This is a genomic window from Pseudomonas sp. GNP012 (genome assembly GCF_054343835.1).
The window spans coordinates 4451402-4477982 of record NZ_JBTGUU010000001.1; the positions used below are offsets into that span (position 1 = coordinate 4451402).

24 protein-coding genes, 1 pseudogene and 1 riboswitch are annotated in these 26581 nt (G+C 60.3%); of the genes and pseudogenes, 10 read left to right on the forward strand and 15 right to left on the reverse strand.

Annotated elements, in window-relative coordinates; translation table 11 throughout:
• Positions 1-16: 16 nt before the first annotated feature.
• Together ACXX83_RS20045 and ACXX83_RS20050 are read right to left on the reverse strand one after the other, a co-directional pair.
• On the reverse strand, positions 17-1372 hold the full coding sequence (locus tag ACXX83_RS20045; RefSeq protein ID WP_458549417.1) for a tryptophan--tRNA ligase: 1356 nt from the start codon (positions 1370-1372) through the stop codon (positions 17-19).
• A gap of 24 nt (positions 1373-1396) precedes the next feature.
• Positions 1397-2026 (reverse strand): alpha/beta hydrolase, encoded by a 630-nt coding sequence (locus ACXX83_RS20050; RefSeq protein WP_458549418.1) that lies wholly within the window; start codon positions 2024-2026, stop codon positions 1397-1399.
• A gap of 144 nt (positions 2027-2170) precedes the next feature.
• Between ACXX83_RS20050 and ACXX83_RS20055 the strand changes: the two genes are divergently transcribed.
• Positions 2171-2605 (forward strand): Z-ring associated ZapG family protein, encoded by a 435-nt coding sequence (locus tag ACXX83_RS20055; protein ID WP_126047494.1) that lies wholly within the window; start codon positions 2171-2173, stop codon positions 2603-2605.
• Positions 2606-2876: 271 nt separating this feature from the next.
• Here the strand turns inward: ACXX83_RS20055 and ACXX83_RS20060 are convergent, their stop codons facing one another.
• The 7 genes from ACXX83_RS20060 to ACXX83_RS20090 form a co-directional block, all read right to left on the reverse strand.
• Entirely contained in the window at positions 2877-3617 is a 741-nt protein-coding gene (locus ACXX83_RS20060) for a YiaD family glycine zipper/OmpA-like lipoprotein (RefSeq protein ID WP_217836331.1), read from the reverse strand.
• Positions 3618-3719: 102 nt separating this feature from the next.
• Complete coding sequence (locus ACXX83_RS20065) at positions 3720-4361, reverse strand: MBL fold metallo-hydrolase (RefSeq protein WP_458549419.1); 642 nt, start codon at positions 4359-4361, stop codon at positions 3720-3722.
• Between the two features lie 87 nt (positions 4362-4448).
• Positions 4449-7187: a winged helix-turn-helix domain-containing protein gene (locus tag ACXX83_RS20070; protein WP_126047500.1), complete on the reverse strand. Its 2739-nt coding sequence runs from the start codon at positions 7185-7187 to the stop codon at positions 4449-4451.
• A gap of 175 nt (positions 7188-7362) precedes the next feature.
• On the reverse strand, positions 7363-8727 hold the full coding sequence (locus tag ACXX83_RS20075) for a DUF1329 domain-containing protein (RefSeq protein WP_015096792.1): 1365 nt from the start codon (positions 8725-8727) through the stop codon (positions 7363-7365).
• Positions 8728-8755: 28 nt separating this feature from the next.
• A complete protein-coding gene (locus tag ACXX83_RS20080; RefSeq protein ID WP_458549420.1) occupies positions 8756-10660 on the reverse strand; it encodes a DUF1302 domain-containing protein in 1905 nt (634 codons plus the stop codon).
• Between the two features lie 339 nt (positions 10661-10999).
• On the reverse strand, positions 11000-12682 hold the full coding sequence (locus ACXX83_RS20085) for a fatty acid--CoA ligase (RefSeq protein ID WP_126052836.1): 1683 nt from the start codon (positions 12680-12682) through the stop codon (positions 11000-11002).
• A gap of 175 nt (positions 12683-12857) precedes the next feature.
• Positions 12858-13487, reverse strand: a complete 630-nt coding sequence (locus ACXX83_RS20090) for a LysE family translocator (protein WP_007972540.1) — start codon at positions 13485-13487, stop codon at positions 12858-12860.
• A gap of 92 nt (positions 13488-13579) precedes the next feature.
• On the opposite strand from ACXX83_RS20090, the gene ACXX83_RS20095 reads away from it, so the two are divergent.
• The 3 genes from ACXX83_RS20095 (at position 13580) to ACXX83_RS20105 (ending at position 16427) form a co-directional block, all read left to right on the forward strand.
• Complete coding sequence (locus tag ACXX83_RS20095) at positions 13580-14545, forward strand: 2-hydroxyacid dehydrogenase (RefSeq protein WP_458549421.1); 966 nt, start codon at positions 13580-13582, stop codon at positions 14543-14545.
• Between the two features lie 33 nt (positions 14546-14578).
• Positions 14579-15577 (forward strand): methyltransferase, encoded by a 999-nt coding sequence (locus ACXX83_RS20100; RefSeq protein WP_458549422.1) that lies wholly within the window; start codon positions 14579-14581, stop codon positions 15575-15577.
• 52 nt (positions 15578-15629) lie between these two features.
• Positions 15630-15753, forward strand: a riboswitch (yybP-ykoY riboswitch).
• An 89-nt stretch (positions 15754-15842) separates the two neighbouring features.
• The gene (locus ACXX83_RS20105) at positions 15843-16427 is read left to right on the forward strand and encodes a TMEM165/GDT1 family protein (protein ID WP_007972537.1); all 585 of its coding nucleotides are present in this window, start codon (positions 15843-15845) and stop codon (positions 16425-16427) included.
• A gap of 136 nt (positions 16428-16563) precedes the next feature.
• Here the strand turns inward: ACXX83_RS20105 and ACXX83_RS20110 are convergent, their stop codons facing one another.
• A complete protein-coding gene (locus ACXX83_RS20110) occupies positions 16564-17382 on the reverse strand; it encodes a M48 family metallopeptidase (RefSeq protein WP_217836337.1) in 819 nt (272 codons plus the stop codon).
• A gap of 1360 nt (positions 17383-18742) precedes the next feature.
• Between ACXX83_RS20110 and ACXX83_RS20115 the strand changes: the two are divergent.
• Together ACXX83_RS20115 and ACXX83_RS20120 are read left to right on the forward strand one after the other, a co-directional pair.
• Positions 18743-18940, forward strand: a pseudogene (locus ACXX83_RS20115) (HAMP domain-containing protein); the annotation flags it as partial.
• 111 nt (positions 18941-19051) lie between these two features.
• The gene (locus tag ACXX83_RS20120; RefSeq protein ID WP_371317821.1) at positions 19052-19795 is read left to right on the forward strand and encodes a methyl-accepting chemotaxis protein; all 744 of its coding nucleotides are present in this window, start codon (positions 19052-19054) and stop codon (positions 19793-19795) included.
• 114 nt (positions 19796-19909) lie between these two features.
• Here ACXX83_RS20120 and ACXX83_RS20125 read toward each other — a convergent pair whose 3' ends face one another.
• Genes ACXX83_RS20125 through ACXX83_RS20135 form a run of 3 tightly spaced genes read right to left on the reverse strand, consistent with a single transcriptional unit; the run spans position 19910 to position 21021 of the window.
• The gene (locus ACXX83_RS20125; protein WP_458549423.1) at positions 19910-20533 is read right to left on the reverse strand and encodes an SOS response-associated peptidase; all 624 of its coding nucleotides are present in this window, start codon (positions 20531-20533) and stop codon (positions 19910-19912) included.
• A 35-nt stretch (positions 20534-20568) separates the two neighbouring features.
• Positions 20569-20829: a putative signal transducing protein gene (locus ACXX83_RS20130; RefSeq protein ID WP_007979315.1), complete on the reverse strand. Its 261-nt coding sequence runs from the start codon at positions 20827-20829 to the stop codon at positions 20569-20571.
• A 9-nt stretch (positions 20830-20838) separates the two neighbouring features.
• A complete protein-coding gene (locus ACXX83_RS20135) occupies positions 20839-21021 on the reverse strand; it encodes a CPXCG motif-containing cysteine-rich protein (protein ID WP_053159662.1) in 183 nt (60 codons plus the stop codon).
• A 142-nt stretch (positions 21022-21163) separates the two neighbouring features.
• Between ACXX83_RS20135 and ACXX83_RS20140 the strand changes: the two genes are divergently transcribed.
• Entirely contained in the window at positions 21164-22327 is a 1164-nt protein-coding gene (locus ACXX83_RS20140) for a 1-acyl-sn-glycerol-3-phosphate acyltransferase (RefSeq protein WP_458549424.1), read from the forward strand.
• A 122-nt stretch (positions 22328-22449) separates the two neighbouring features.
• Here ACXX83_RS20140 and ACXX83_RS20145 read toward each other — a convergent pair whose 3' ends face one another.
• Entirely contained in the window at positions 22450-22728 is a 279-nt protein-coding gene (locus tag ACXX83_RS20145) for a hypothetical protein (protein ID WP_217836340.1), read from the reverse strand.
• A 190-nt stretch (positions 22729-22918) separates the two neighbouring features.
• Here ACXX83_RS20145 and ACXX83_RS20150 point away from each other — a divergent pair, with 190 nt between their 5' ends.
• On the forward strand, positions 22919-23125 hold the full coding sequence (locus ACXX83_RS20150; RefSeq protein WP_015096802.1) for a hypothetical protein: 207 nt from the start codon (positions 22919-22921) through the stop codon (positions 23123-23125).
• A 123-nt stretch (positions 23126-23248) separates the two neighbouring features.
• Here ACXX83_RS20150 and ACXX83_RS20155 read toward each other — a convergent pair whose 3' ends face one another.
• The gene (locus ACXX83_RS20155; protein WP_007973847.1) at positions 23249-23833 is read right to left on the reverse strand and encodes a YajG family lipoprotein; all 585 of its coding nucleotides are present in this window, start codon (positions 23831-23833) and stop codon (positions 23249-23251) included.
• Between the two features lie 204 nt (positions 23834-24037).
• On the opposite strand from ACXX83_RS20155, the gene ACXX83_RS20160 reads away from it, so the two are divergent.
• Together ACXX83_RS20160 and mqo are read left to right on the forward strand one after the other, a co-directional pair.
• Positions 24038-24277: a hypothetical protein gene (locus tag ACXX83_RS20160; protein WP_015096803.1), complete on the forward strand. Its 240-nt coding sequence runs from the start codon at positions 24038-24040 to the stop codon at positions 24275-24277.
• Between the two features lie 741 nt (positions 24278-25018).
• Positions 25019-26527 (forward strand): malate dehydrogenase (quinone), encoded by a 1509-nt coding sequence (gene mqo, locus ACXX83_RS20165; RefSeq protein ID WP_458549425.1) that lies wholly within the window; start codon positions 25019-25021, stop codon positions 26525-26527.
• The last annotated feature ends 54 nt before the right edge of the window (positions 26528-26581 follow it).

Consider the following 26581-nt stretch of genomic DNA (forward strand, 5'->3'; position numbering starts at 1 on the left):
CGGGCCGGACCGTTGTTTATTCCTGAACAGGTGTCAGGGCGATGCGCAAAGCCTCGACGGCAGCATCACGCGCAGCACTGTCGACAAAGGCCGGGCCGTCGGCAACGCACTCGCCTTCCAGCCAGACACTGAAGTTCAGTTCTTCATTTCGCACGTCCAGTGGCTGACCCGATTGCAGTTGTTTGGTCACCTGACCGGCGGTCTTGCCATCGGCGAAGTTGCGCGACAGCAGCAGTTGTTCACCATCGGCGGCCAGCAGACGGAAGCGGAAACTGCCGTCGTCTTCACGGAAGCTGACAAAACGCGCAGCTTTCGCGGCTTTTTTCTTGACGGTCGCCGCCACCTGGGTCTGGGCAACGAAGGAGCGCAAGCCCACCGCTTCACGCAATTCATTGAGGAAGGGTGTCGCTACCGCACGAGCCTTTTTCGCCCCGTGCTGCAGGATGTCTTCCAGATCCGCCGGGCGCTCGATCAGTTGGTTGTAGCGCTCACGGGATTCGCCCAGTTCATTGCCCAGCAGCTGGAACAGACGATTCTTCGCCTCGCCCCAACCCAGGCCCTGCAACAGTTCGCTGCGGAACTCGTCGGCCTGCGCCGGGGTGGCGAACGCCTGGAACAAGGTGAACAGGTGCGAATTGTCCGGATCCTTGGCTTCGCCGGGTGCGCGGGAGTCGGTGACGATCCGCGAAATCGCGTCCTTCATCTCTTTGGCGCTGCTGAACAGCGGAATGGTGTTGTCGTAGCTCTTCGACATCTTGCGGCCATCCAGGCCCGGCAACGTGGCAACGCTCTCTTCGATCAACGCCTCGGGCATGGTGAAGAACTCTTTGCCCTGGCCAAAGAGGTGGTTGAAGCGTTGGCCGATGTCCCGCGCCATTTCCACGTGCTGGATCTGGTCGCGACCGACCGGCACCTTGTGCGCGTTGAACATCAGGATGTCCGCAGCCATCAGCACCGGGTAGCTGTACAGGCCCATTGTGATGCCGGCGTCCGGGTCTTCGCCGGTCTCGACGTTCTTGTCCACGGAAGCCTTGTAGGCGTGGGCGCGATTGAGCAGGCCCTTGGCGGCGACGCAGGTCAGCAGCCAGGTCAGCTCGGGGATTTCCGGGATGTCGGACTGGCGGTAGAAGGTCACGCGCTCGACATCCAGGCCACCGGCCAGCCAGGTCGCGGCGATTTCCAGACGCGAGCGCTGGATGCGCAGCGGGTCATCGCATTTGATCAGGGCGTGGTAGTCGGCCAGGAAGTAGAACGAATCAGCATTGCTGTCACGGCTGGCGACGATCGCCGGGCGGATGGCGCCAGCATAGTTGCCCAGGTGCGGCGTGCCGGTGGTGGTGATGCCGGTGAGGATACGGGTACGAGTCGTCATGGGTAATCGCTTGTCAGACTGCAATCAATTCGAGAGACGCGGCAGGATCAGATCCTTGAGATCGGTCAGCTTGCCATGAAAAAAGTGTCCGCATTCTGCCACTTTCAGCAGCTCATGGGGACGTTCGAGCTTCTCGGACCATTGGTAAACGACTTGTGGATCGATCACTTCGTCGGTTTCCGGCTGGATCAAGGTCAGCTCACCCTGCTGCGGCAGTTGATCCTGGTCCCCAAGGCGCATGACCGCCGGCGCGACCATGAACAGGTGCTTGAGCGGCTCGCCCTTGGCCTCAAGGCGTCCGCCGAGACTTGCTGCAACAAAACCGCCGAAGGAAAAACCGAACAGGGTCAGCGGCAACTCCGGGTGTTTATTGCGAAACCACTCGGCGACAGCCTGGGCATCATCAACTTCTCCGGTACCCATGTCGTGAGAGCCCTCGCTGGCACCGACGCCACGATAGTTGAAGCGCAGGGTGACCAGTCCGGCGTCGCGCGCAGTGCGCTGCAGGGTCGAAACCACTTTGTTGAGCATGGTGCCACCCTGGACCGGGTTTGGATGGCAGATCAGCGCCAGGCCGCGAGGCTGCTCGTTGTCCAGGTAAAGGGCTTCCAGTTGACCCACCGGGCCATCAATCACTACAGGGGTTTCGCGCATAAGCAAGGAAGGAACTCCGTGACCTCGAATCGGGTCGACTCGTCTAGCAAATTGTCTGTGGCTGTCTATTGCGAGTGAATCGCGGTATACAGCGCAGGTTCGAGCCGTTAACGTAAAGCAAAGCCGTTTATAGAGGAAGGACTCGTGGAACACTCGCTCTTAGTTTGGTTGCTACCGACTCTTGCCCTGGTTGTGGGTGTCGCCATTGGGTTCCTGATCGCTCGCCTTGCGCCGAATGCCGCGCCTAGCAGCACGCAACGTCAGCTGGACGATATTCAGGAACGTTTCGACAGTTATCAGAACGAAGTGGTGACCCACTTCAACAGCACTGCTTCATTGGTCAAGAAACTGACTGCGAGCTATCAGGAAGTGCAGGACCATCTCGCCGAGGGTGCCAACCGCCTGGCCCTGGACGAACAGACTCGCCAACGCCTGCTGGCCTCCCTGCACGCCGATGCGGCGCAGGCACCCCGTGAACGCCTGACGCCACCGCGCAATCAGGAGCCGCCTCGCGACTACGCACCAAAAGCCCCGAACGCACCAGGCATGCTCGATGAGCATTACGGCCTGAAGAAGTAATCAGGTTTCAGGTGTGACAAAGCCCCCGGACGAGTGATTGTCCGGGGGCTTTTTATTTCTGTCTGTTCCGGATTTCTGTTGCCTGGCCTGGCCTCTTCGCGAGCAAGCCCGCTCCCACAGTGGTCGATGTCGTACACAAAATCTGCATTCAACACATAACCTGTGGGAGCGGGCTTGCTCGCGAAGGGGCCGGATCTGGCAACAAAAAAAAGCCCGCCCGATCTGTTGAGGATAGGGCGGGCTTTTTTACGCCCGGGGTTCAGTCAGGCGCTTATGGGTACTGCTGAACTGTACCTTGCTGCTGACCACCATACTGCTGGCCCGGAATCGCCTTGAGGTTAACCTCTACACGGCGGTTCTGCGCCCGGCCATTGGCGTCGCCGTTGCTGGCAACCGGGCTATCCGGACCCGCGCCGCGAGCGCTCAGGTTGGCACCGCTGACCCCTTGCGAGGTCAGGTAGGTGGCCACGCTTTGTGCACGACGCTGGGACAAGTCCATGTTGTGCTGGCGGCTGCCGGTGCTGTCGGTATAGCCCACGATTTCGATCTGGTTCTGGTTGAACTCTTTCAGCGAGCCCGCCAGGTTGTTCAGCGGCTGATAGAAACTTGGGGCAATGTTTGCCGAATCGGTAGCGAACGTGATGTTGCCCGGCATGATCAGCTTGATCTGGTCGCCCTGGCGCTGCACTTCAACACCGGTGTTGGCCATGCTGGCGCGCAGCTTTTTCTCTTGCTGGTCGGCGTAGTAGCCGTAACCGGCGGCGGAAGCACCGACCACTGCCGCACCGATCAGCGCGCCCTTGCCACGGTTATCGTGGTTAATCGCAGCACCAGCCAGCGCACCGGCCAGAGCGCCGAGACCACCATACTTCGCGGTCTTGCTCATGCCTTCGGAGCCGCTGTCCGCCTGCCCCTGAGCCTGGCCTTGACCGCCGTAAGGGTTGGGCGTGGCACAACCGGACAAAACGGCCACAGCCGTAGCGACAATAATCAAACGACGCGTGGTGAACATGTATAGCTCCTACGTTTTTGCATTCTGTGGTGCAACGGACCAAGGCACAGCCTTTGCAGGTGTTGGATCATTTCCGGAAACAAAAATTCCGTTCGTTACAAATCAGGCCCGTACAAAGGGGTTTTCGCGCATTTCATCGCCCAGACGGGTGTCCGGACCATGCCCGGTCACCACCGTCGCCTCTTCGTCAAGGGTGTACAAACGCTGCTTGATCGAACGCACGATGGTGGCCTGGTCGCCGCCCCACAAATCCGTGCGCCCTACCCCACGCTTGAACAACGTGTCACCGGCAATCAGCAGCTTGGCATCGGCAAACCAGAAACTCATCGACCCCGGTGTGTGCCCAGGCGTGTGCAGCGACACGCCACAACCGCAGGCCAGCTCTTCATCATCGGCCAGCCAGCGATCCGGGGACGGTACCGGGGTGTAAGGGACACCGAACATCTGGCACTGCATTTCCAGGTTGTCCCAGAGAAACTGGTCTTCCTTGTGCAGATGCAGGGTCGCGCCGGTTTTCTCCTTGAGTTGACCGGACGCCAGGAAATGATCGAGGTGGGCGTGGGTGTGAATGATGCTGACCACTTTCAGCCCCAAGGCATCGAGACGCGCCAGGATCAGCTCATGATTGCCACCCGGATCGACGACGATGGCCTTTTTCGTCACCGGGTCGCCGATGATCGTGCAGTTGCACTGCAACGGGCCGACGGGGAAGGTTTCGCGGATGAGGGTGGGATGCTGGGACATCGGGGGCCTGCTCGATAAACGGGGACGGGCGATTTTCGCACAATTGAGTATCCAGCCAAGGGCCGCGATATGTAACGTGAAAAATCCTTAACCCAGCACCCCCAACTCCTTCGCCCGCGCCACGGCCTGCGTACGCCGCTCGACCCCGAGTTTGCTGTTGATGTGGCTGGCGTGGGTCTTGACCGTGTGCAGGGAAATAAACAGCTGATCGCTGATTTCCTGGTTCGAACAGCCTTGGGCGATCAATCGCAGAACCGCCAGTTCCCGCGTGCTGAGTTGCTCCGCAGCCGCGCCGGATTCCGCTCCAGGGCGGGCAGTCAATGCCGGCAGCTTTTCACTGAGGCTCATGGAAACAGGGGTTGGTGAACACTGTTGAAGCTGCCCACGCAGCCAGTCCGGATGCTCGGCCAGCAGGCCCTCGAAGGGTTGCAGCACGCCTCCGCCAGCGGCGTCCAGCGCCTGGACCAGTGCCTTGCGTGCTTCCGGCTCCCGTCCGCTGCCCAGCAACAACGCCACTTTCTGGGTCAGCGCCATGGCACTGAGCATCTGCCGACCGCTTTGCTGGCCATGTTCGAGCAGCGCATTCAATCGCCCTTCAGCCAGCATCGGCTGGCCCTGGATGACTTCCAGCAAGGCTTGTTGCAATTCGATATGCAAGGGCAATTGCGGATGGAACTCCGGTGGTGCCGCCCCGTTCTCGCCGTTATAGGTCTGCCCCAGGCGCGCCAGCCAGGCTTCGGCCAGATCGGTACGCCCCTGGGCCAGCCAGAGCTCGCATTTGACCAGGGTGATCATGGCCAGGTAGTAGATCGGTGGCACGTCCCAGATGTGCATGAGCCGCTCGGCTTCGGCCAACTCGGCAAAGGCTTTGGCGAACTCGCCGCTGCTGCCTTCCAGCCTGGCAATCACGCAGTGGCCGATTAGCACGCTGATGTCACGGCAGGCGCGCGCCTCGCTCAGACCGGCCTGTAATCGGACCCGCGCCAATTGCGGCTGCATGCGCAGGGCCAGCAAAAAGCCTTCGTACAAGGTCAGTCGGGCGCGAACCGCATACAGCCGTTGTGCAGACAAGCTCTGCAGGCGTTGCATGCCCTGACGGACCTCTTCCAGTGCCCGACAGATTTCTCCGCGCGCTTGCAGCACCCGTGCGCGGTCGTAGTGCGCCAGCGCTTCGAACAACGGGTTGCCGACACGTTGCGCCAGTTCCAGCGATTCGCGGTTCAGCCCCCGCGCCCGCCACAAATCACCGTCGGCAATGGCCAGGTTGGACAGGGTCGAGAGGCACATCAGGCGCTGGCCGTAACGCTTGGCCGGAAGACTTTCCAATGCCTCGCGGCAGTACTGCAGCGTCAGCTCGCGGTTGCCTCGTCCACGGGCAATGATGCCACTCAACGCCAGCCATTGAGCCAGCATGGACTTCTGGGCGGTGGCCGACGGAGCAGGCAGGAAGCGGCTCAGATGGCTGGCCAGCTCTTCGGCAGCATCCAGCTGGCAAGCCAGGCCCAGCGCCCAGCTATACAGCACAATCAGTCGCGGCGTGCTGATCAGCAAGCTGTCAGGCAAGTCCATTTTCCAGCGCAGCAACATGCCGACATTCTGCTCGGCCAGCAGCTGCTCTTCGGAGAGGTTCTGCACCAGGTTCGCTGCGACGTCCAGGTGACCGGCACGCAACGCTTGCTCCACCGCCTCATCGAGCAGTCCCTGGGCATTGAACCAGCGGCAGGCGCGCAGGTGCAGGCTCGCGGCCGGCACCATCGACTGGGACGTCGGCCGCGTGCGCAACAGATCGGAAAACAGATGGTGATAGCGATACCAGTGACCATGCTCGTCCAGCGGTACCAGGAACACTTGATGGGCAAGCAGGAAGCGCAAGATCTCCCCGCTGTCATGGGCGTCGCGAACGGCATCGCACAGTTCGCTGCAGAAACGCTCCTGGGGTGCCGTGTCATAGAGGAACGACTGGACCTCGGCGGGCAGGCAATCGATGACTTCTTCGAGCAGATAATCGCGGATCAGCCCTTCCCCGCCATGCAACGATTGCGGCAGCGCGCCATCGGTGCCCGCCTCCGAAGCCGCCAGCAGCCAGAAGCGTAACCCTGCAACCCAGCCTTCACTGCGCTGGATCAGGTTTTCCAGTGCCTCACCGCGCAAGGAGCTGCTGTGCCGGTCGAGCAGGCTCAAGGCCTCGTCGTGGGTCAGGCGCAGATCCTGTTCATGTAATTCGAGCAATTGCCGCGACAGCCGCAGCCGCGCCAGGTGCCAGTCGGGACGTTGGCGACTGGTGACCATCACCAGCAAACCATCGGGAAGATGGTTGAGGAAAAACTGCAGGCAACGGTCCAGCACCGGCCCCTGAGCCAGGTGGTAATCATCCAGCACCAGCAGCAAGGGCTTCGCCGTGGACAGGTGTACGGCCAGTTCGTCGAGCAAGCCGTCGAGCCACTCTTCGAATGCGAACGGCTGATGGCGCTGGCGCATTTTCAACAACCCGAGGGATTGCCTGCCCAGTTGCGGGAAATAGTCCTGAAGGCCTTCCAGCAGCCGCTCGAGAAAGCGTCCCGGGTCACTGTCTCGCGGGCTCAACCCCAGCCAGAGACTTTGCCAGTGTGCCGGCAATCCCTGACAGAACTCCACCGCCAGCGAACTCTTGCCGAACCCTGCCGGGGCACTGACCAGCAATAACCTGCCTGCCAGTCCGGCACTCAGACGCTCGCACAATCGTGGACGCAGCACATGGCCGTCGGGCAACGGCGGACGGAAAAACCGCCCGTCGAGTGTCGCGACGGCAACCTGTGCAGAACCTGAGGGTGTGGACAAATCAGTCATAGCCGGCTCTTGTTTGAATTGCGGATGGCGGCGTTGCAGATGTCCGCAGACTAGCCGTAAACGGATAGGGAATGAAGGTAATTGCTACAAATGGCTACAAAAAGTCTACAAGCAAAAAAAAACGCCCCGAACCAGTCGGGGCGTTTCAGAGGGTGCGGCCTCTACTCAGTTCACCTTAGCGAACACCGTCCTGACGCAGGGCGGCCGGGGTGAAGTCGCTGGTGGTGGCAGTGAAGCCGAAGTCATAAGCCGACTTCTCTTCGTTCTTCATGCCCAGCGCCAGGTAACGACCCGACTGCAGGTCATACAGGGCTTCGAGGGCGTACCACGGCACTTGCTTGTCGTAGTAGTTCTCGGCATGCGCCTCGGCGACGCGCCACAATTGACCGCGACCGTCGTAATGGTCGATGACCGCTGCTTGCCAGGTGTCCTCGTCAATGTAGAAGTCACGCTTGGCGTAGATGTGGCGCTGACCTTCCTTCAGGGTGGCAACTACATGCCACACGCGACGCAACTCGTAACGCGCCAGGTCCTGGTTGATGTGACCGGCCTTGATGATGTCGGCGTACTTGAGTTTCGGATCGTCGAGCTTGTAGGCATCGGAGCCGATGTACATCTCTTTCTTGCCTTCGAGCTTCCAGTCGTAACGATCCGGTGCACCGTTGAACATGTCCAGGTTGTCGGAAGTACGCAGGCCGTCAGCCGCGGTACCCGGGCCGTCATAGGACACTTGCGGTGCACGGCGCACACGACGCTGGCCCGCGTTGTAGACCCACGCCGAGCGCGGCTCCTTGACCTGGTCGAGGGTTTCGTGAACCAGCAGTACACCACCGGCCAGACGCGCCGGCGCAGTCACTTTCTGCTTGAAGTAGAACAGAATGTTGCCCGGGTTTTTCGGGTCGTAATCCTTCATCTTGTCGCGGAACACGAACTGGTCCTGGAAGTACACCAGGCTGAACGAGCCGTTCGGCTGTGGTGTGGCCTGGGTTACCAAGCGGGTCACGCTACCACCGCGATAGCGGGTGATATGGTTCCAGATGACTTCAACGCCGCTTTTCGGAATAGGGAACGGAATGGCGGTTTCGAAATTTTCCAGACCGTTGCCGCCGGACACCAGGTTGGTGTTGGTGGCGTTGCGCTTGATGGCGGCGAATACTTCATCCGGCACGGTAGCACCGCGATGGGATGGATAGACCGGCATCTTGAAGCTTTCCGGGTAGCGCTTGAACATCGCGTACTGGCCCGGTGCGAGCTTGTCCTTGTACTGGTCAACGTTCTGCGCCGTGATGGTGAACAGCGGTTTCTCGCTGGCGAACGGATTGGACAGGAAACCTTTGCTGTCGACCGTACCGGCATTCTTCGCCATCGGCTTCCAGGCCGGGATCGAACCGTCGGCGTTACCCGCCATTTCGGCGCCCATCGGGGTCAGGCTCTTGCCCAGCTTGTCGGCCTCGGCCTGGGGAACTGCTGCGATGACGCTGGTTGCCAGCAGCGAAAGCCCCAGAACACCGGCGTGGAACAGACTCTTTGTTATTTTCATATTTGCGTTCGTCCTGAAAATACTGTGCTTAGAAGTTCACGCCGACGCTGAGCGCAACGAAGTCGCGGTCATCCACGGTGGTGTACTTGCCGTCGAAGAAGTTGGTGTAGGCCAGGCTCGCGGTGTAGGTGTTCTGGTACTCGGCGTCGACACCGAGGCTGACCGCCTTGCGGCCTTCCTCGAAGTTGCCGCCAGGGCCAGGGGAGTAACCTTCCACGTCATGGGACCAGGCAACGTTCGGCTTGAGGTTCACACCGGCAAACACGTCGTTGTATTCCCAGATGGCACGACCGCGGTATCCCCACGAAGTCGCAGTGGTGAAGCCTTCGTCGTTGCAGTTGCGGCTGCGGTTGTTGGTCGGCGTACCCGGGCCGGCACCGTTGATGGTGCTGGTGTTGAGCGCCACGCAGGTATCGAGCGCGCCAGAAGGTGGCAACTCACCCGGGCCGTAGACTGGATCGCGGCCATAACGAACATCGGAAGTGCTTTCCAGGCCGCCGACGTGGGTCACGCCCACTTCGCCCACCAGGGTCAGGCGGCTGGCGCCCATGACCTGGTCGAAGAAGTGCGTCAGGGTGGTCTGGAACTGGGTGATTTCCTTGCGACGATACCCGTGCAGGTCCTGACCCGGCACGCCGGTAAGCAGCGATGCATTGGTCAACGGGTTGTTCGGGTTGTTATTGCCTATAGGACGGACACCGGAGAACAGGATGTCGGTGGAGTTGAGCTGCACCGGAGCGTTCGGACGGTAGCTGATCTCACCGCTCCACGCCGTACCGGTAGGCAGGGTGGTGGAGAAGCTCAAGCCATACAGGCGAATGTCTTCCGGGTATTCGATGAAGTACTGCGAATTACCCGCCACCAGCAAAGGCGCCAGCGCGGCGAACGGGCCACCCTGGAGTGCCGCTGCAGTGTTGTAGACCGACTGCGGCGCGCCTGTTGCACTGAAGATCGGTGCGCGGCTGTGGTAGTTCATGAAGTAGGCGCCGAACTCGGTGTCCAGCGGTTCGAACATGTACTTGAGGGACGCGCCCCACTGACCGCCGTCGCGAGCATCACGATCGGGGCCACGACGCACCAGAACGCCCTCATTGTTGACGTCCACGCCGTTGGCGGCCAAAGGCCCCAGGGCAATGGCCGGAATCTGCGAGCGCTTGGCCAGTACCCGCAGGTTGTCGTTACAGCCGTCGGCAACGATGTCCGGCTGGGAGAAGAACGTGCCGCAGTTGTCGACGACGGTCTGGTCCCATTCAATTTGATAGAACGCTTCGGCCGAGAGGTTTTCGGTCAGGCTCTGGGACACATAGAACATGTTGACCGGGATCAGGCCTTCCTTGATCTCGGCACCCGGACGACGGAACGCGGACACGTCGATCGGGTTGATCGAGTTGATGCCGCCACCGATGAAGGTACTTTCACCCCAGCTCACCACCTGCTTGCCCAGACGTACGGAGCCTGGTTGATCAGCAACGGAGTAGTTGTGGTAGACGAAGGCGTCGAGGATCTGGCCGCCAGCGGACTTGGCGCCTTCCTTGCGGCCCGCGTCGCTGATGTCCTTGAACGGACGGCTTTCGTCCTTCAGTTCAAAGTCGTACCAGTATTTGCCACGGACAAAAACACCGGTATCGCCGTATTTCAGTTCAAGGTCATGGATGCCCTTGAAGATCTTCGAGAAGGTTTCCCCGCTCTTGAAGTTCAGGTGACCGTCATCAGAAGTCTGGGACAGCCCCTTGCCGCCGTTGTTGACACCGATGAGGTTCTTGTTGGCACTTTCGGTAGACCAACTGGCACCGACCGACAGGGATGAGTCGAACTGCCCCTCGATTTCACCGACGTTGAAACTGACGCCGAATGCTGGCCCGGCGAGCGTAGAGGCAAGACTGACAGCCAGGGGCAGCTTCGCCCGGCGCCAGAACTGGTTTACTGATGTCATCGACGCTACTCCATGTGCATTTTATTTTTATGGCATTGAGCACTTCTAAAAACGTTGTGGATAACCGGGAGCCATGGCATCCCAAAGTCATTCCAAAGTTGCATCGCCCCGGTTCGTGCGGTTGCCCCGTTCTTAAAAATCCTTGAGCGGACTATAGCCAGCAGGCAGTAGTGCTTGATCCCTCTAAAGTGTGATTTGCAGTTGCCAGCCACTCTGGAACAGTCCTTTCGCCAGTCCGACACCCGTCGGCACGGCAAGGATGGCTGAATATTTCGATTTGACAAGCCAAGCGCTTGCTTGGTGGGGCCGGCGTGCCCTTTCGGGCACGCCGGGAGCTGCTTAAAGCGTCGAAAGGAAGGTGCTGTTGGTGGCCTGCCATTCGCTGATGTCGACACGAATGCGCTTCTTGTCGAGTTTGCCGACGCTGGTCTTGGGAATTTCAGTAACAAGGGCGATCTGGCTCGGAATCGCCCACTTGCTCAGGTGCCCCAACTCCACAAATGGCTTGAGGTGCTCCTTGAGTTCCCTCGCCCCGATGACGTGACCTTCACGGACTACGAGCAGGGCGAACGGCCGCTCTCCCCACTGCGGATCAGGGATTCCCACCACTGCTACTTCACGTACCGCCACATGACGACTGATCAGGTCCTCCAGGTCCAGAGAGGAGATCCACTCGCCACCGGTCTTGATCACGTCCTTGATGCGGTCACGAATATCGATCACACCCATGCTGTCCAGGGTCGCCACGTCGCCGGTGTGCAGCCAGCCTCCGGCCCAGAGCTCGGCGCCCTTCTGCGGCTCGTTGAAATAACCCTCGGTCAGCCAGGGTGCGCGCAGCACCAGTTCGCCCTGGGTCTCGCCGTCAGCAGGCAGGAAGTTGCCCTCGGTGTCGACGATCGCCGCCTCCACCAGCGGCCCAGGCACGCCGGCCTTGATCCGGTAGGTGGTGCGCTCGTCTTCGGTGCCGGCCATCAACTCATCGTTCAAGTGCGCGCACGATACCAGTGGCCCGGTTTCCGACATGCCGTAGGCGGCGGTCAACTGAATGCCCCTGGCCTTGGCCGCCTCGTACAGAGTGCGGTTCAGGGCGCTGCCGCCGATGACGATTTTCCAGCCGCCGAAGTCGACGTTCTGCGCGGCCTTGGCATTGAGGACCATTTGCAGGATGGTCGGCACGCAATGGGAGAACGTGACCTTCTCCTTGCGCCACAACTCCACCAGGTACTCCGGGTCATAGCGGCCAGGGTACACCTGCTTGAGTCCGAGCATGGTCGCCACATACGGCAAGCCCCAGGCGTGGACGTGGAACATCGGGGTGATCGGCATGTAAACGTCGCTGGTACCCAGCAGGCGCACGCTGTCGATCGCGCCCATGATGGTCGACACGCCCATGGTGTGCAGCACCAGTTGCCGATGGGTGAAGTACACGCCCTTGGGATTGCCGGTGGTGCCGGTGGTATAGAACGTGGTCGCGACCGAGTTTTCGTCGAAATCCTGGAAATCGTACTGCGGGCTCGCCGCGGCCAGCAGTTGTTCGTATTCGCCGACGAGGTTCGGCAGGTCCGCGGTTTTTTCCGGCAGGTCCGTCAGCAACAGGGTTTTGTCGACCGTGGTCAGATGCCCTTCGATGGCCTTGTAGAGGCCGACGAACTCGCTGTTGACCAGCACAAAGCGGTCCTCGGCGTGGTTCATGGTGTAGAGGATCTGTTCCGGCGACAGGCGCACGTTGATGGTGTGAATCACCGCGCCGATCATCGGGATGGCGAACATGCATTCCAGGTAACGATGGCTGTCCCAGTCCATCACACCCACGGCATCCCCAGGCTTGACCCCGGCCGCTGTCAGCACGTTGGCCAGGCGGGCCACCCGTTCGATCAGGGTCGGGTAGCTGTAGCGCAACTTGTCGCGGTAGATGATCTCGCGGGTTTTCTCATAACGGGCACCGGACATCAGCAGCCGCTTGATCAGCAGCGGGTATTGGTAAGCGCCTTCGGCCGGGGGGATAACGCGAGTCTGCAACATAAGAATCCCTTTTTCTGACTGCACGGACGTGACTGAAAGTACGCACTGTAGTGCCCCTGATCGTCAGCCAAATCAGCCAAAGGAATGATTTGTAGAGCCCCGCAAATACTGGCATTGGGCCAGTATTTGCCATTTATTACGCACTGCGACAACGCCTACAGGGAATCACCTTTGATCAATGCATCTCGGTAAAAGCGAGCTTCACGCCAATCGCAATCAGCACCGCGCCCATGGTCCGGTCGAACCAGTGCCCCATGCGCGCAAAACCGGCGCGTACGCGCTGCTGGCTGAACAACATCGCCACCAGGCAGAACCAGGTCGCTGTCGCGGCTGCCAGGTAAACCCCGTAACCGGCTTGCACGGCCAGTGGTGTGTGCGGGTTGATCACCACGGTGAACAGCGAGAGGAAGAACAGCGTGGCTTTCGGGTTGAGACCGTTGGTGACGAAACCCGAGGTAAAGGCACCACGGGCCGTGCGCTCCCCCGCTTCCTTGTGCAGATCGTCCGCCACAGGCTTGGCCGGTTGCGCGCGCAGTGCCTTGTAACCGATGTACAGCAGGTAAGCGGCGGCGGCCCATTTCAAGGCGTTGAACAGTACGATCGACTGGGACACGATCAGGCCGATACCCAAGAGCGAGTAACCCACGTGCAGGAAAATCGCCGTGCCCACACCCAGTGCGGTCCAGGTACCCGCGCGGCGACCGTGGGTAACACTTTCACGTACCACCACGGCAAAGTCCGGGCCGGGGCTGGCCACGGCCAACAAGTGAATCAGGGCAACGGTCAAGAACTCTGTCCAGTACATGTGGGGCTCCTTCAGGCCAAGCGTAACTATTTATTTCATCTGGTAGGCTCGGCAGATTACGCCTTCAGTTCAATGCACAAAAGGTACAGTTGATGCCGAATACTCGCCGCGCCGTTTTCCTCGACCACCCGTCCCTGGACCTCGGCGACCTTGACCTCAACCCGCTGCGCAGTTGTTTCAGCGAATTGCAGCTATTCACCCAGACCTTGCCCGATCAAGTCATCGAACACCTCAAGGGTGCCACGGTAGCCATCAGTAACAAGATCCTGATCGACGCCGCCGCCATGGCCGCCAGCCCTGACCTCAAGCTGATCCTGATCACCGCCACCGGCACCAACAACGTCGACCTCGCCGCCGCCCGCGCCCACGGGATCACCGTGTGCAACTGCCAGGGTTACGGCACGCCGTCGGTGGCGCAGCACACGATCATGCTGCTGCTCAACCTGGCCACGCGCCTGGCCGATTATCAAAAAGCCGTCGGCGCAGGCCGCTGGCAACAGGCCAAACAGTTCTGCTTGCTGGACTACCCGATTGTCGAACTCGAAGGCAAAACCCTTGGCCTGCTGGGTCACGGCGAATTGGGCGGCGCAGTCGCACGGCTCGCTGAAGCCTTCGGCATGCGCGTGCTGTTGGGGCAGATTCCCGGACGCCCTGCCCGGCCGGACCGCCTCCCACTGGATGAACTGCTACCGCAAGTCGATGCCCTGACCCTGCACTGCCCGCTCAACGAACACACTCGCCACTTCATCGGCGCCCGCGAACTGGCCTCGATGAAACCCGAAGCGTTCCTGATCAACACCGCCCGCGGCGGCCTGATCGACGAACAGGCGTTGGCCGATGCCTTGCGCAACGGTCATCTGGGCGGCGCCGCCACTGACGTGCTGAGCGTCGAACCGCCCGTCAACGGCAATCCACTGCTGGCCCACGATATCCCGCGCCTGATCGTCACCCCGCACAACGCCTGGGGCAGCCGTGAAGCGCGCCAGAGGATCGTCGGCCAGGTGACCGAAAACGCACTGGGATACTTCAGCGGTAAGGCGCTGCGGGTCGTCAGTTGATAAACTGCGGCACTTTTTTTCACGGGAGCAGTTATGGATCCGCGCAGTGAAGTACTGCTTCGCCAGGCCGAGTTATTCCAGGGTTCGGTGTTGTTGGCCGGTTTGCCCGCCGACGACCTGCTGGGCCGCCTGCCCGATGCCCATGGCTGGTGCTGGCACGCCGGCGATCAGGCCGCGCTGGACACCCGATTCGACGGGCGCAGCCACTTTGGCGTGAACGCACCGGAGCGCGGGTTCGATAGCGCCGTGGTCTTTCTGCCCAAGGCCAAGGACCTGACCGACTACATTCTCAACGCCCTCGCCTCGCGGCTGGCCGGCCGCGAGCTGTATCTAGTCGGCGAGAAAAAAAGCGGCATCGAAGGTGCCGCCAAACAACTCAACCCTTTCGGCAAGCCACGCAAACTCGACAGCGCGCGCCACTGCCAGCTCTGGCAGGTCACCGTGGCCAACGCGCCTGAAGCCAAGCCGCTGGAAAGCCTGGCGCAGACCTACGAGCTGCCGCTGGCCGAAGGCCCGCTAAAGGTCATCAGCCTGCCGGGGGTATTCAGCCATGGTCGCCTCGATCGCGGCAGCGCGCTGCTGCTGGAGCACCTGGACAAACTGCCCAGCGGTCATTTGCTCGATTTCGGTTGCGGCGCCGGGGTTCTGGGCGCGGCGGTGAAACGTCGTTACCCGCACAACCAGGTCACGATGCTGGATGTAGATGCCTTTGCCGCTGCCAGCAGTCGCCTGACCCTGGCGGCCAATGGTCTGGAAGCCGAGGTGATTACCGGTGACGGAATCGATGCCGCGCCTATGGGTTTGAGTGCGATCCTGAGCAATCCGCCGTTCCATGTCGGCGTGCACACCGACTATTTCGCAACGGAGAACTTGCTGCGAAAAGCGGCCAAACATCTGAAAAACGGCGGCGAACTACGCTTGGTAGCGAACAGCTTCCTGAAGTATCAACCATTGATCGAAGAGCACCTTGGCGTATGTGCGATCAAGGCCGAAGAACAGGGTTTCAGAATCTACCGGGCAAAGCGCGGCTGAAACTTTTTTTGAACAAGAAGGCTTGCCGAATGGGTTTTGCAAAGGCAGAATCCGCCCCGTCCTAGGGGAGTAGTCTCCCACGAGCGCCATGCTCGTCCGGCATGCGTCAACATACTTGGTCCTCAGACCATGGCGCATGCGACCCAAGCATCCACATCAGATGGATCGCAGGGTTTGACAAGACCTATGACACGCACACCTTACCCGGGGCGGGAAGGCTGTACGTGTCATAGCCGTGTCGACCCGCCCCTTAGGAAAACCCCTGATGCTGGATTCACTACTCGTACCCACCGCAATCGTTGCCTTGGCCGAAATCGGCGACAAGACGCAACTGCTCGCGCTCATTCTCGCCGCCCGCTTCCGCAAGCCCTGGCCGATCATCGCCGGCATCGTTGCCGCGACCCTGGCCAACCACGCGGCCGCCGGTGCAGTCGGTGCCTGGGTCGGCAGTTTCTTCTCGGATACGATGCTGCACTGGATCCTCGCCGCGAGCTTCGCCGCGACCGCCCTGTGGACCCTGGTGCCGGACAAGATGGATGACGACGAGGCCAGCACCGCCCGCAAGTTCGGGCCGTTCCTGACCACACTGATCGCGTTCTTCCTGGCGGAAATCGGCGACAAGACTCAGATCGCGACCGTGATGCTGGCTGCGCAATATCCGGAGTTGTGGCTGGTGATCATCGGCACCACCGCCGGCATGCTGATTGCCAACGTACCGGTGGTTCTGGCGGGTAACTTTGCCGCAGACAAGCTGCCATTGACCCTGATCCGTCGACTGGCGGCGTCGGCGTTCTTCATCCTGGCGATTGTCGCGGTGTACAAGGCGATGCAGAGCAGCGGGTGGGTTTGACTTAATAGGTCGTTAGACCGCGTTATCGTTCTTCGCGAGCAAGCCCGCTCCCACATGGATTGCGCTGAACCTGTGGGAGCGGGCTTGCTCCGGGCGGCGTTCCGACGAAGAGGCCAGCAGCCTCACCGCATGACTATCAGGACTTCTTGGCCTGCTCGTAAAGCGGCATAACCTTGGGAATCGCCGCCTGCAACGCCGCAGTCCGGCTGCTGGAAGACGGGTGCGTGCTGAGGAACTCCGGCGGAGCACCTTCGCTGGCCTTGCTCATCTTGTTCCACAGGGTGATCGCGGCGTTCGGGTTGTAGCCAGCGCGGGCGGCCAACTCCAGGCCGATCAGGTCCGCCTCGTTTTCATTGCCACGGCTGTTGGGCAAGGTCATGCCGTAGTTGGCTACAGCGTCCGCCAGGGCCAGGCTGTCCTGGCCCAACCCGAGCAACGCACCGGCGCCCTGTTTGGCCATTTCGATACCGTATGCCTTGGACATCGCCTCACGACTGTGCTCGCGCAAGGCGTGGGCGATTTCATGACCCATGACCGCGGCAAGTTCATCGTCAGTGAGTTGAAGACTGTCGATCAGCCCGGTGTAGACAAAGATCTTGCCGCCAGGACCACAGTTGGCATTGAGCTCGTCGCTCTTGATCAGGTTCACTTCCCATTTCCACTGGGCCGCATCCGGACGAAAGTTCGGGACCTGGGCAATCAGCCGGTCGGCAATCGCCCGAACACGCTTGGCATCGCTGCTGGTCTTGTCCAGCACGCCCTTGCTGCTCGCCTCACTCACAGTCTTTGTATAGGACTGGGCGTACATCTGGTCGACCTCTTGCGAGGACAACATGCTGAACATGTACTGCTTGCGCTCAACGCCCACAGCGCCACCACTGGTGGTATTGACCGACTGGCAGCCGGCGAGCAGCAGGCCTGCGCTCAGCGCATATATAGCCAATGTCTTGTTCATCGAAAACTCCCTGAAAACATGCCAGGTATCCTAGGCGTGGAATGGTATCGACGCCAGATACAATAGACATAAGACGCGCAATTCAGGCAAAGCTCTCATCAATGCAGAAAAAAATTCACACTTCGGGGCAAGCCGCAGCCCGTCACGCCGCGCATTGATTCATTTGCGACATCCGCCAGGCAAAAACAGCCATTTCAACAGCTCGCGCTCATGCCCGCCCGACACCCTGCCGATACACCCAGGCAGACGTCCTTTCGCGTGCGGAGCCTCCATGAAATTCAAGTCGATCCAGTTTTCCGTGGCGGCCCTTGCCGGCGCCATTGTCCTTAGTGTCGTGGCAGCGCTGGTGGTGTACGCGCTGTTTTCCGGTGCCCGGACGCAGGACATGGTCCAGGAACGGACCCAGGCCCAGTTCGAGCAAGTCATCGAACAACGCCTGACGTCCCTGGCGCAGACCCAGGTCAGCCAGATCCAGCGTGAACTCGAAGCACCGCTGCTGATTGCCGGCGGCCTGGTGCGGGTCAACACCCTGATCGGCACACCCGGTGCCGATGGCCAGCCTTCGTTGAGCCTGAGCCGTGAGCAACTGATCGGCCTGATCAAGGAAAACGTGGTCAAGAACCCGAAGATCCTCGGCACCTACATCGGTTGGGAAAAAGACGCACTGGACCACAACGATGCGGCCTACGTCGGCACCCAGGTGGTCGGCATCGACGCCAGCAACGGGCGCTTCCTGCCCTGGTGGTTCCGCAACGACGACGGCACCCTGGGCCTGGACAAACTGGTGGATGTCGACGATCAGAAAACCCTGTCCACCGGCGTGCGTGCCAGCGAGTACTACCTGTGCTCAAAGGAAACCGGAAAATCCTGCGTGATTGATCCTGCGCCTTATAAGGTGGGCGACAAAATCGTCATGCTCGCCTCCTTTATTGAACCAATCATGCTCAACGGTACCTTCCAGGGCATCGTCGGCGCTGACCTGTCAGTGAACTTCATTCAGGAAATGCTCCTGGGCGCCAACCAGAAACTCTACAGCGGCGCCGGGGAAATGGCCCTGATCGGCGGCAATGGCCGCATCGTTGCCTACACCAAGGATCCGAGCAAATTCGGCGAAAAAGTCAGCGATATCCTCGACAGCAAGCAGATTGCCAACATGGCCAGTCTCAAGCGCGGCGAAGTCACCTACACCGTCGACAAGGCCCAGGGCCGGATCGAGTTGTACCTGCCGTTCGGCATCGGCCAGACCGATGCGCGCTGGACCCTGATGCTGCAATTGCCACTGAACGCGGTCATGGCCGACCTGCTAAAACTCCAGGCTGACCTGGATGCGCAACGTAAATCCGACACCTTCGGCATGGCGATGGTCGGCCTGGTCATTGCCGGTATCGGTTTGCTGGTGATCTGGCTGGTGGGCCACGGCATCGCTCGTCCGCTCAAGCAGATGGTGGCCATGCTCGACGATATCGCCCAGGGCGAAGGCGACCTGACCCGGCGCCTGACCAGCGACCGCGCCGATGAACTGGGTTCGATCGCCAAAGGCTTCAACACCTTCCTGGCCAAGTTGCAGGCGATGATCACCCAGGTGGTGACGTCGGTGCAGAGCGTCAGCGATTCGTCGGAACACACCGCCGACATCGCCATCCGCACCAACACCGGCGTACACAAGCAAATGGCCGAGATCGATCAGGTGGCCACCGCCGTGCAGGAAATGACCGCCACTGCCCAGGACGTGGCGCGCAACGCGACCCAGGCCGCACAGGCCGCCAGCCATGCCGATCAAGCTGCCAGCCAAGGCATGCAGATCGTGCGCGACACCTCGAACTCGATTGGCGCACTCGCCGTGGAGATCGGCCGTGCCGTCGGCGTGGTGCAGACCCTGGCCAAGGACAGCGAAAACATCAACGCCATCCTCACTGCCATTCGCGGGATCGCCGAGCAGACCAACCTGCTGGCCCTGAACGCAGCCATCGAAGCGGCCCGCGCCGGTGAACAGGGCCGGGGTTTTGCCGTGGTGGCTGACGAGGTACGCAACCTGGCGCAAAAAACGCAAAAGGCCACCGAAGAAATCCAGGCCATGATCCAGCAACTGCAGCAAGGCACGCGGGATGTGGTGCGAGTCATGGAGGACAGCCAGAACCGCACGGACGAAAGCGTACTGCACGCATCGAAGGCCGCCGAAGCACTGGAGACCATTACTCAGGCGGTGTCGGTGATCAACGACATGAATACCCAGATAGCCAGCGCGGCAGAGGAGCAAAGTGCGGTGGCGGACGATATCAACCGCAACGTGATCAACATCGGCCAGGTTGCCAATGAAGTGGCCGGCGGTGCGGATGAGTCGAGTGCGGCCAGTGCGGATTTGACCAAGCTGGCCGAGCAACAGCGGCGGTTGATCAATCAGTTCAGGGTTTGACTTTCAGGCCCTCTTCGCGAGCAAGCCCGCTCCCACAGGGGATTTGTGTACGCCACAGATCCAGTGTGGGAGCGGGCTTGCTCGCGAAAGGGCCAGCACTGCCACCAAAAAAACTCAACCCGGCGTCAGACACTCCGGCCCATTGAGCTTCGGATCATTCACCATGTTGGCCAGCACCCGTTCGCGCAACGCGGCAGGCTCACTGGCCAGCAAGGCTTGCAAAGCATGCAACGGCGTCTCGGGATCGAGCCACGCGGCCTGCCCCGCCTCATCAAGAATCAACGGCCGCCGCTGACTCGCCGCTGGCTGGGTAATCACGGCGGTACTCAGCCACACCTGCTCCTGTACCGGATACGCCTCCCAGATCGCCGCAAAAAACAATGACGAGCCCTCTCCCGGTGTCAGCCAGTACGGGCGCTTGCGCGTCGTGCCGCGCCATTCGTAGAAACCATTGGCCGGCAACAGGCAGCGGCGCTCGCGCAAGGCCTGGCGAAACATCGGCTGCTCGGCAACGGTTTCGGCGCGGGCGTGGGCCGGGGTGCGGGACAGATCGGTCAGCCAGGGTGGCGTCAGCCCCCAGCGGGCGCGGGCAAGCGTGCGCTGACCGTCAGGCTCGGCCCGCAGCATCAATACCGAATCATTCGGGGAAATGTTCCACTGCGCCTTCTGATCGACGGGAAAACCGGGCAGCGCAGCGAAGGCAGGGTTCCAGCGAAACAGGGCATAACGTCCACACATGGGGCAACACAGCTCTTGATCAAACGAACGCCAGCCTAACAGACCAGCGTGCCGGGAAAACTGTCCGGTTCATCGCCGGACAGCGGCAGCGCTGCATTGTACGCGGTGATCAGCTCGCGGGCGTATTCGGCCTGGTCGTTCTCGACCGACAGCCCTAGCAGGCCATAGATCGGCAACTCCCCGGAGCCGCCGAGCAAATCACGGCCCACCAGATGCGCCTCGATACCCTCGCTGGCGAGCATGCCTTGCAGCAACTCGCCTTCCATCAGGTTTTCCGGATCGTAGATGCGCTGCATACACGCCCCTCATTCATTCTCACTGAACACTTCGAGATGCCATTCCTCTTCATGAACCTGCAACACGAAGGTTATCGGCCGACAGCACACCTGACAGTCCTCGATGTAGGTCTGATCGCCACCGGACAAATCCAGAGTAGTCTCTACCTCCTCACCACAATACGGACATTCATACTGCGCAGTTTCCAGCATCGCGGTCTCCCAGGTGACTTGTGCGTATAATCGCCGGTCTATTTGCAGGGCTATTGTTGTCTGGCAACTTTTTCAGACCTTGCCCCGCCGGTTTTCGAACAAAACCTTTACTTACCCTAGCCGTTTCTAACAAGAGAGCATGATGGGCGAATTCGATGCCATCCGACCTTACGACGACAGCGAAGTCCCAGCGGTGCTGGACCGACTGCTCGGCGACAAGGCGTTTCTAGATATCCTCACCCACTTCCGCTTCCCGCGTTTTGCCGGCGCTTTAGGTTGGGCGCTCAAACCTCTTATAGCCCATCGGCTGCGCCGTGAGTTTGCCGGCGTGACCTGTGTGGCCACGTTACAGGACAAAGTCGAGGTTTACGTCGACCACACCATCGAGCGCGCCACCGACGGTGTCACTTATACCGGGGTGGAGCAATTCAAGTCCGGCAGCGCCTACCTGTTTATCGCCAACCACCGCGATATCGTGATGGACCCGGCCTTCGTCAACTACGCCGTGTACCACGCCGGCCTGCCGACCCCGCGCATTGCCATCGGCGACAACCTGCTGCAAAAGCCTTTCGTCAGCGACCTGATGCGCCTGAACAAGAGCTTCATCGTGCACCGCTCGATCAGCGGTCGCCGGGAGAAAATGGCGGCCTATCAATTGCTGTCGGCGTATATCAACCATTCGATCCGCAACGATTGCGCCTCGATCTGGATCGCCCAGGCCGAGGGCCGCGCCAAGGACGGTGACGACCGTACCGAATCGGCGATCCTCAAGATGTTCCACATGAGCCGCAAGGACGAGCCATTCGGCGAAGTCATTCAGTCGCTGAACCTGACCCCTGTGTCGATCAGCTACGAATACGACCCCTGCGACGAGGCCAAGGCCCGCGAGCTTTACATCCGTGCCACCACTGGCAGCTACACCAAGGTGCCGGGCGAGGATGACGTGAGCATCGCCAAGGGCATCACCGGCTACAAGGGCCGGGTGCATGTGAACTTTGCCGCGCCGATCACCGAACTGTTCGAAGACACCAAGCAATTGGCGGTCGAGATGGACAAGCAAATCCTCAGCGGCTATCGCTTGTTCCCGGTGCACTACCTGGCTTACGCGCAGTGGAAAGACGCTGATCCGCAGTTGCAGGTGCCAAAGGCCGCCGAGGTGTTCCCGGCCGAAGAACTGGCCAAGGCCCAGGAAGAATGGCAACGCCGCCTGGACGCCTGCCCGCAAGAGCATCGTCCATACCTGGTGCTGCAATATGCAACGCCGGTGCGTAATCAGTACCGGGTGAAGGCAGGGTTGCCGCTGTAAGCGGGTTCGGCTCGATACGATTTATCAAGATCAAAAGATCGCAGCCTTCGGCAGCTCCTACACGGGATTGATGTGCCCCTGTAGGAGCTGCCGAAGGCTGCGATCTTTTACTTTGAAAAGGTTCAGACCTGCGTGCTGATCCACGACACCAGCAGCGCCATCCCCAGGCAGGCAAAACCGAAGATGTAGAAAAAGCGGTTCATGCGCAAGGTCGCCCAATCCAGCGTGGGTTCTACGTTCGGACTGCTCTGGCGCTGCGCCTGCAAACTGGCCATCGCACGCAGTTCGCGGCGACGGGTGGCGTGCAGCAACCAGCCACCCGGGAAGGCAAAGAGCAAGGCCAGCAGATTGATCAGTTTGGCGGGATGGGCGGTAAACAGCGTCATCAAGTGCAGCGACATCACGAACCTCAAGTCAAACAGGTAGCAGGTGCCGGACGGGCGACCGCGGCGCGGATTCTACCGAAAGCCTGCGCCCCTGCCCTCTGTTTCCGACAAATAACGAAGCTTTTGATCAATGGCTGTCCTGAGTCACGGCTTCGTCATCTGTATCGGCGAACATGCGCGTCCCGAAACCGACACGGATCACGTCATGCTCCACGCCGAAAACCAGGATCGTCTCTACCTCATCATTCCCAGCGAAGAACAACAAGCCCTCGTCGGCAGCCTCGCCTTCAACGTTCAGGATCGCCATTGGCTGGTGTATTGCGCCTTGGGTGGGCATCAACATGCGGATTTGCCGGAAACGGACTTGCTGACGGGTGTGAGTGTGCTGGATTTTTACTCGCAGGCTGCCTGATTTCCTTGCCCCCTGTAGGAGCGAGCTTGCTCGCGATGGACTTGAGGACGCCGCGGGGTATCAGATTCCCCGCGTAATCGTTAACGACCATCGCGAGCAGGCTCGCTCCTACAGGGGCTCGCATTACTCGCCGAGAATCTGGCCCACGGTCGGGTCCTTGAACAGGCGGGTCAACGCATCGCTCAGCACATCGCTGACCAGCTTGGTGTTGGTTTCCTGGTTCGGCGCCATGCCGAAGCGCTGGTCCAGGGACGAACCATAACGGCCGCTGTAGCGACGGTTGGCGTTCTGCACATCCGAGCGGAACGTCGCGCCGATGGTGGCTTCGGTCACGTACATGCCTTCCTTGGGCGACTGGTACTTCAATTCAGCCAAAGTCACTGTCAGTTGCGGCGCATTCATGGCGTTGTTCGTCGGCGTAAAGCCCAACAGACGCACGGCGGCTTCAGCCTGGGCCTGCAGCTTCGGCAGGATCTGCGCGCCCTGCACGGTGATCGCGCTGGTCTCCGGATACAGGCCACCACGGGTGCCCAGCGTCGGCGACGGGCGACCGTCCACGACACGCACCACGACGGGCTGGCCATGGCCAACCGGGGCCAACTGGGCGGTCAGCTTGGGTTCCGGGCTCAGTTGTTGCGGGCTGTGGGCGCAGCCAACCAGGGTCAAACTGGTCACAGTGATCAAACCGAACAACAGGCGTTGCAACATGCTCTTCTCTCCAGAATCAGGCACAAACAGGCCGGCAGTATAGCGGTGCGCCACTGCGGGGAACCAGCGCCTCAGAGTGTTTGATGAAATCTCTGACAAACCCTGGGGATTGCAGTTCATGTCACACAGATGTCACCACTCCTACACTTGCACGTAATGGCCTACAGGCAATCTTCCTGGCAATCACCCACACGGTACTTCACCATGCGCCATCTGATCTCTCTGTTCGCGCCACGCCCGTTGCACCGTTGCTTCGCCCTGCTCGACCGCAACGGCCACTGCCAGGCCTTCAAGCAGTGCAGCTTGCAGCCCATGGGAGATGGCTGGGTTGAAATCGAGGAAATCCGCCTGAATTGGCTGAATCAGCCGCTGCCGGCCGGCGCCCGCGTCGTTTCGCAACCTTACCAGCCACGCTCGCGTGCACAGCAACTGCTGACAACCTGACCAAACACCTAATAAAAGTCATTAAACACGACCATTTCCCTGCGTTTCTTAGATACAATCTCCCCCCGATTATAAGGACGTCTCCTGATCGGGCCTCGCAGCATCGTCAATGCGCTTGTGTTGACACCCCGCACCGCCCACAGAGAGCCGCCCACACAGATCGAGTGAAGCTGGCGCGCTTGCTGTTTTGTTGAGCAAAACCTCCACTTTTCGCGAATCTGCAGAGCTGTCATTACGCTCGGTCACTGAGCTGTTTGCCCGTTTTGCCTGCCCTGTATCCCATGGCGGCAATCCATCCGGGCACGGTGCCAGGCTGGGACAGCCCTTTTTGAGGTTCACGTCTTCAAAAGAGCGTGAAAAAAACGGGTTTTCACAACTTCACAAGAGTGTGGCGAGCAAATGAATAGTTTTGCGTCTGAACATGCACCATTAGCGTCTACAACAGCCCAACGACACAGGACCGAGTATTCCTCGAACACCGGAGCCTGAAGCCTGTCCGCTACGGATTTGGTTGCACAAACGGATGTATCGACCATAAGTCGAATTGCCAGTCGCACGTTGAAATGAGTTCATATGACTCTTATTAGACCCGGCAGGTAGCGTCCGTCGAAGTTGCGATAAATTGCGAAGATTCGGACATGGCGATACTGCCATGAATACCCTGGGGCCACACTGACACGCCCCGGAATGCCTGGCAGCCATGCCGACAATTTGGTGCTGCAGATTTTGGAGACGCGTTAAATGGCGCATAACGAAGCAGTCGACGTAGTACTGGTTGGGGCCGGCATCATGAGTGCCACCCTTGCAGTGCTGCTCAAAGAGCTCGACCCCGCGATCAAGCTGGAAGTCGTCGAGCTGATGGATTCCGGTGCTGCGGAGAGTTCCAACCCCTGGAACAACGCCGGTACCGGTCACGCCGGGCTGTGTGAGCTCAACTACACACCGCAGGCAGCCGATGGCGCCGTCGACATCAAGAAAGCCGTGCACATCAACACCCAGTTCGAGGTGTCGAAGCAGTTCTGGTCGTACCTGACCAGGAAAGGCACGTTCGGCTCGTGCAAATCGTTTATCAGCCCGGTGCCACACCTGAGTTTCGTGCAGGGTGAAAGCGGCGTTTCCTTCCTCAAGGAACGTTTCAAGGTGCTGAGCAAGCACCACGCTTTCGCCGACATGGAGTACACCGAAGACAAGGCGACAATGGCAGAGTGGATGCCATTGATGATGCCTGGGCGCGACCCCGGCGAAACCCTTGCCGCCACCCGCGTGATCAATGGCACCGACGTCAACTTCGGCGCTCTGACCAACCAGTTGCTCAAGCACCTGACCAGCGCACCCGATGCCCAGGTCAAGTACTGCAAGCGCGTGACCGGCCTCAAGCGCAACAACGGCGGCTGGACCGTCAGCATCAAGGACGTCAACAGCGGCAATACCCGTGAAGTCGACGCCAAATTCGTCTTCCTCGGCGCTGGCGGCGCGGCACTGCCACTGCTGCAAGCCTCGGGCATCGAAGAGAGCAAAGGCTTCGGCGGCTTCCCGATCAGCGGCCAGTGGCTGCGCTGTGACAACCCGGAAGTGGTCAAGCACCACCAGGCCAAGGTCTACAGCCAGGCTGCCGTAGGTTCACCGCCAATGTCCGTGCCGCACCTGGACACCCGCGTGGTCGATGGCAAGAAGTCCCTGCTGTTCGGACCGTACGCCGGCTTCACCACCAAGTTCCTCAAGCACGGCTCCTTCATGGACCTGCCGATGTCGGTTCGCGCCGGCAACATCGGTCCGATGCTGGCCGTGGCGAAAAACAACATGGACCTGACCAAGTACCTGGTCAGCGAAGTGATGCAGTCTATGGAGCAGCGCCTGGAGTCCCTGCGTCGCTTCTACCCGGAGGCGAAAGCCGAAGACTGGCGCCTGGAAGTGGCCGGCCAACGGGTGCAGATCATCAAGAAAGACCCGAAAAAAGGCGGCATCCTGCAATTCGGTACCGAACTGGTCGCGGCCAAGGACGGTTCCCTGGCTGCACTGCTCGGTGCTTCGCCTGGTGCATCGGTGACTGTTTCGATCATGCTCGAGCTGATCGAGAAATGCTTCCCGAGCAAAGCCAAGGGCGAATGGGCTGGCAAACTGGCAGAAATCTTCCCGGCCCGGGAGAAAGTTCTGGAAACCGACGCTGCGCTGTATCGCAAGATCAGCACGCAGAACAACGTTGCCCTGGAACTGGTTGAAGCCAGCAGCGAGACCGAAAGCTACGCTTGATTGGGCCCCATGAAAAACGCCCCGCTCTCATTGAGAGCGGGGCGTTTTTTTATG